Annotated in this window: 5 protein-coding genes; 1 reads left to right on the top strand and 4 read right to left on the bottom strand. The window is 36.3% G+C overall.

The annotated features are described in order from the left end of the window. Positions 1 to 233: 233 nt before the first annotated feature. Both M901_RS16115 and M901_RS02375 read right to left on the bottom strand, forming a co-directional pair. Complete coding sequence (locus M901_RS16115; protein ID WP_021276561.1) at positions 234 to 1,115, bottom strand: LysR family transcriptional regulator; 882 nt, start codon at positions 1,113 to 1,115, stop codon at positions 234 to 236. A gap of 56 nt (positions 1,116 to 1,171) precedes the next feature. Continuing rightward, positions 1,172 to 2,035, bottom strand: a complete 864-nt coding sequence (locus tag M901_RS02375; protein ID WP_021276562.1) for a LysR family transcriptional regulator — start codon at positions 2,033 to 2,035, stop codon at positions 1,172 to 1,174. Positions 2,036 to 2,169: 134 nt separating this feature from the next. Here M901_RS02375 and M901_RS02380 point away from each other — a divergent pair, with 134 nt between their 5' ends. Beyond that, complete coding sequence (locus M901_RS02380; protein ID WP_021276563.1) at positions 2,170 to 2,736, top strand: YceI family protein; 567 nt, start codon at positions 2,170 to 2,172, stop codon at positions 2,734 to 2,736. On the opposite strand, the gene M901_RS02385 is transcribed toward M901_RS02380, so the two are convergent. Both M901_RS02385 and M901_RS02390 read right to left on the bottom strand, forming a co-directional pair. Beyond that, complete coding sequence (locus M901_RS02385) at positions 2,737 to 3,432, bottom strand: Fic family protein (protein ID WP_021276560.1); 696 nt, start codon at positions 3,430 to 3,432, stop codon at positions 2,737 to 2,739. It abuts the gene before it with no gap. A gap of 38 nt (positions 3,433 to 3,470) precedes the next feature. Beyond that, positions 3,471 to 3,902, bottom strand: a 432-nt coding sequence (locus tag M901_RS02390) for a hypothetical protein (protein ID WP_034719753.1), incomplete at its 5' end; no start/stop codon positions are given.

Below are 3,902 nucleotides of genomic sequence, written 5' to 3' on the forward strand. Positions count from 1 at the left end.
CGTGGAGACCGTCAGTTTCTTCATATCGCGACAATGGATCGCAACAAATTCATTGTTGCTAGACCCGGACACGAACACTATATGGTAGATCAAAAACTAAGAGTAACTCTACCATCAAACCGCCTCTTCTTCCTCCCAATCTAACCCTCGCTAGGTACCAGTATCTTTTTCTTATGAGACTTGCGTTAAATGACACAGAACTCATAAGAAAAAGATACTGGTACCTTGGTAATTTAAGAGAGTGAGTTTTTTAGTAGAAATTCGAGGAAGACTTTCTTTCTTAGGGGGATTGTTTCTTCGACACTTGTTAAGAGGAAGAGGTCACTTGATAGTAAGTAATCTTCAATCATAAAGAGTTCTTTGTTATCTAGGGCCTTTATCACGGGCTTACTATAGTAGGGAAGTACGCCAACCACATTAGGTGTTTTGATGAGATAATCAACAATCGCACTATGGGAATTTGCCGAGAATTTTATATTGATATTTCCGACACTAAGCTTTGGAGAATAGCTTTTTACAAACTTTATAATAAGCGGGTCTTCATAATGATATCCCGCATAGTTTAAATCTTTAACATCTTCGACATTAAAGTCTTTATTTGAACACAGAAGGTAAGATTTTTGTTTAACAAAAGAATAGCTACGAATATTTTCTTGATCGGCAAAGTCTAGGCCAATGGCAAAGTCTGCTTCTCCATTGAGCAACATCTTTTGCGATTGCTCCATTGAAACAAATCTCAGGGCAACCTCAATATCTGGGTAGATCTCAAGAAATTGCGCCGCAAGGGGTGATATTAGAAATTCTCCAATCTCAAGAGGACATGCAATAGTAATTCTTCCAGAGATTTTATCAGAGAGTCTTTTAACTTCTCCTAATGTTTCATTAAGTCCTAAGAGCAGGGGAGTGATATGGTTTTTAAGGAACTGTCCTTCTTGAGTTAAGCGGACACGCTTATTGTCTCTAAGAAATAGTGTTGTTTGTAAACTCTCTTCCAATTGTTTTATTTGTCTTGAAAGACCAGGTTGGGCCATTGAAAGGTTCTTGGCCGCTTGTGAGAAATTGAGTGTCTCAGCAAGCTCTAAAAAGGAACGTAGAAAGTTCAGGTTAATATCCATTGAGCAGTTATAACATTTTGTTATAACTCTGGGATAAACCGTGAAATAAATTCAGGTTATATGTGATCCCAGATATAGTGGCTAACTAGTCCATGCCAGTCCGTTTTCTTACGCGCGAGATAGACGCTAATAGTATTATCCCTATCTTCTTGAGGGGTAATTTCTTTAAGGACTTCTCTTTGGATGAGTTCATCAACCATGTGATCAGGCAGTCTTCCCCAGCCAAGACCTTCTAGAATGAGACGTAACTTAGTTTCTAAGTCACTTACGTACCACTTCTTAGCTTCTTTTAAGACTCCAAAAGACTTTCCTTCTGTAGGTAAGGTACTACGTACAATAATTTGTGGATAGCTCTCAAGTTGTTTCTTGCCGATTTTCTTCTTAGAGCACTCTTTAGCAAGTGGATGATTTGCACTAATTACCATTGGCATTTTTAGAGTTCCAATTTCTTTATAGTCAATATCAACTCTATTTTCGAGATTTGTTAGGATGGCCATATCTACTTGACCCTCAAAGAGAAGTCTCTCGCCACTAAGAACTTCTGTTGTAAAGACAATCTCGGTTTGATTATATTTCTCTTCTAAGTCTCTTAGGACGGGAGCTATCTTATTTACTGGCCAAAGGGCTGACATCGAGAGGCGAATTTTCAGTTCTTGGTTACTTGAAAGAGTTTTGGCAAAATGCTCAAGGTCCTCAAAGGCCTGTAGTACAGGTAGGGACTTTTCAAGGAGCTGTTTTCCATAGTTAGTGAGAACAGGACGATACTTTGAGCGATCAATGAGCAAGAGACCCAGCTCATCTTCAAGGTTTGAAACTGTATATGAGATCGCCGATTTTGCCTTATTGAGTTTTTCACTGGCCTTTGAGAAAGAACCTTCCTCATCAATAATTTTAAGTAGTTGTAGCTGGTCTAGGTTCATCTCAGTTTCCTCTGTCCGATTCTATGTTCAAAAAATAGAACGTTTTGGTCGTAATTATATACTTTTATTTGAACGGTATCAAGACTAGACTTATCTCATAACTAAGAACGAAATTGATTCTCAGGAGGATATAAATGAAAAAGTTATTATTAGTTTTAGCTGTATTAGGATTAACACAATTAACATTTGCAGAGAAGACTCACACTGTAGACACATCAGCGAGTAAGCTTGCTTGGACTGGAAAGAAAGTTACGGGAAAACATATTGGGACAGTTAGTTTCAAATCAGGAAAGGTGACTCTCGATAGTAATGGAGTTCTCAAGTCTGCAGAATTTATTGTAGATATGGATTCTATTAATGTTACAGACCTTGAAGGTGAGTGGAAGGCAAAACTAGAAGGTCACTTAAAGAATGAAGACTTCTTTAATACTCCAGTGCATAAAGAAGCAAGATTAAAGCTTCAAAAAATCCTTTCTAAATCAGGGAACACTTATGAAGTAGAAAGTAACTTAACAATTAAAAAAGTTACTAAGCCAGTTAAGTTTAAGGTAACTGTTGAAGGAAATAAAATGTCTGGAAAACTAGTTTTCAATAGAACTAACTATGGAATCAAATATGGTTCAGGATCATTCTTCTCAGGCCTAGGTGACAAAATGATCTTTGACGATGTTGAGCTAGACTTTAATGTTGTGACTAAGTAATTAATTTAAGCAAATCTCATAGGCCCTTAGAATTCCTCTAAGGGTCTTTACTATTGAATTTACCTTTTTCCTCTTTCCATTTCCTATCGTAAGTGCAACATGACTTGAGACTGAAGAGTCAAAGCATAATGGCAAGTAAGATTGTTCAAGTAATGACCAATCAGCACAAATTCGCGATGTTCTACCATTACCATTTGTAAATGGATGCATTGTCACGAGCCATATATAAATCTCACAAGATCTTAGGATTGAGTGTTCTTTAGAAAGAACTTGTTTCTGAAAAGATTTCCAGCACTCTTCGAGATGTTTATGCTCTAGATACTTCCATTCTCCAGTGTAGATTTCTTCTGTACGAGGCCTTGTTTCTGAATCCGTGAGGATTTGGTTTATCTCATTTATTGATTCTCTATTGATTTCTTGGCGATTCGCAATATGCTGAAAGATGTGCTTATTGGCGTTGTCCCAAGATTTGAGGCCTTCTTTTCTTTTTAAAGAATTTGAAGAGAGTATCCTAAAGTGACTGAGTTTCATCATTGATACTGATTTTTGCATTAGCTCATGACGGGATTTTTCAATGTGTTGGATGAGATTATCTATATCTTTTTTTTCTTTTTCATTATCGAGGTAAGAAAAATCTTCGAGAAATTGAATGATTTCTTGTGATGATTGAATTGTCTTTTTATTTTGATCAGTCATAGAAAAATTATAAGGGGGATTTCTCCCCCTATAAAGGATTAATTCTTTGTTTCTAGTAGAAAGTCATTTTTCTTAAACATATTCAAAGTCCAACCTTTATGACCTTGCCATTCTTTTTTGATTTTAATGACTTTTCCTTTAGGCGAATCGTAAATTGAAAACTCCAGATATGCTGATGAGTAACAACTTGAAGAGGAATCACAATCGTAGAGACGATATCTGTTTTCTCCAATTTTCTTTGCATAGTATTCAGTATCATCAAAAACAGTGTCGTTTTCATCGGCGATATTTTTGTAAATGATATGAATTCTTTGATCCATCTCAACTTCAACATAATCATTAAGGTCTTCGTCATAATATGATGGTTGGTAGACAACTTCGTTCTTTACTTCCATATAAAGTCTTTGCTTCACTGGAACCTTAAAAATCTCTCCATTTTCATCTTCAATCCATCGATGGCTATCGATAAC

Source organism: Bacteriovorax sp. DB6_IX (assembly GCF_000447775.1).
In the GTDB taxonomy this organism is placed as follows: Bacteria; Bdellovibrionota; Bacteriovoracia; order Bacteriovoracales; family Bacteriovoracaceae; genus Halobacteriovorax_A.

Coding starts and splice junctions, on each gene's coding strand:
- M901_RS16115 (WP_021276561.1), bottom strand. CDS start 1,115: ATGGATATTAACCTGAACTTTCTACGTTCCTTTTTAGAGCTTGCTGAG.
- M901_RS02375 (WP_021276562.1), bottom strand. CDS start 2,035: ATGAACCTAGACCAGCTACAACTACTTAAAATTATTGATGAGGAAGGT.
- M901_RS02380 (WP_021276563.1), top strand. CDS start 2,170: ATGAAAAAGTTATTATTAGTTTTAGCTGTATTAGGATTAACACAATTA.
- M901_RS02385 (WP_021276560.1), bottom strand. CDS start 3,432: ATGACTGATCAAAATAAAAAGACAATTCAATCATCACAAGAAATCATT.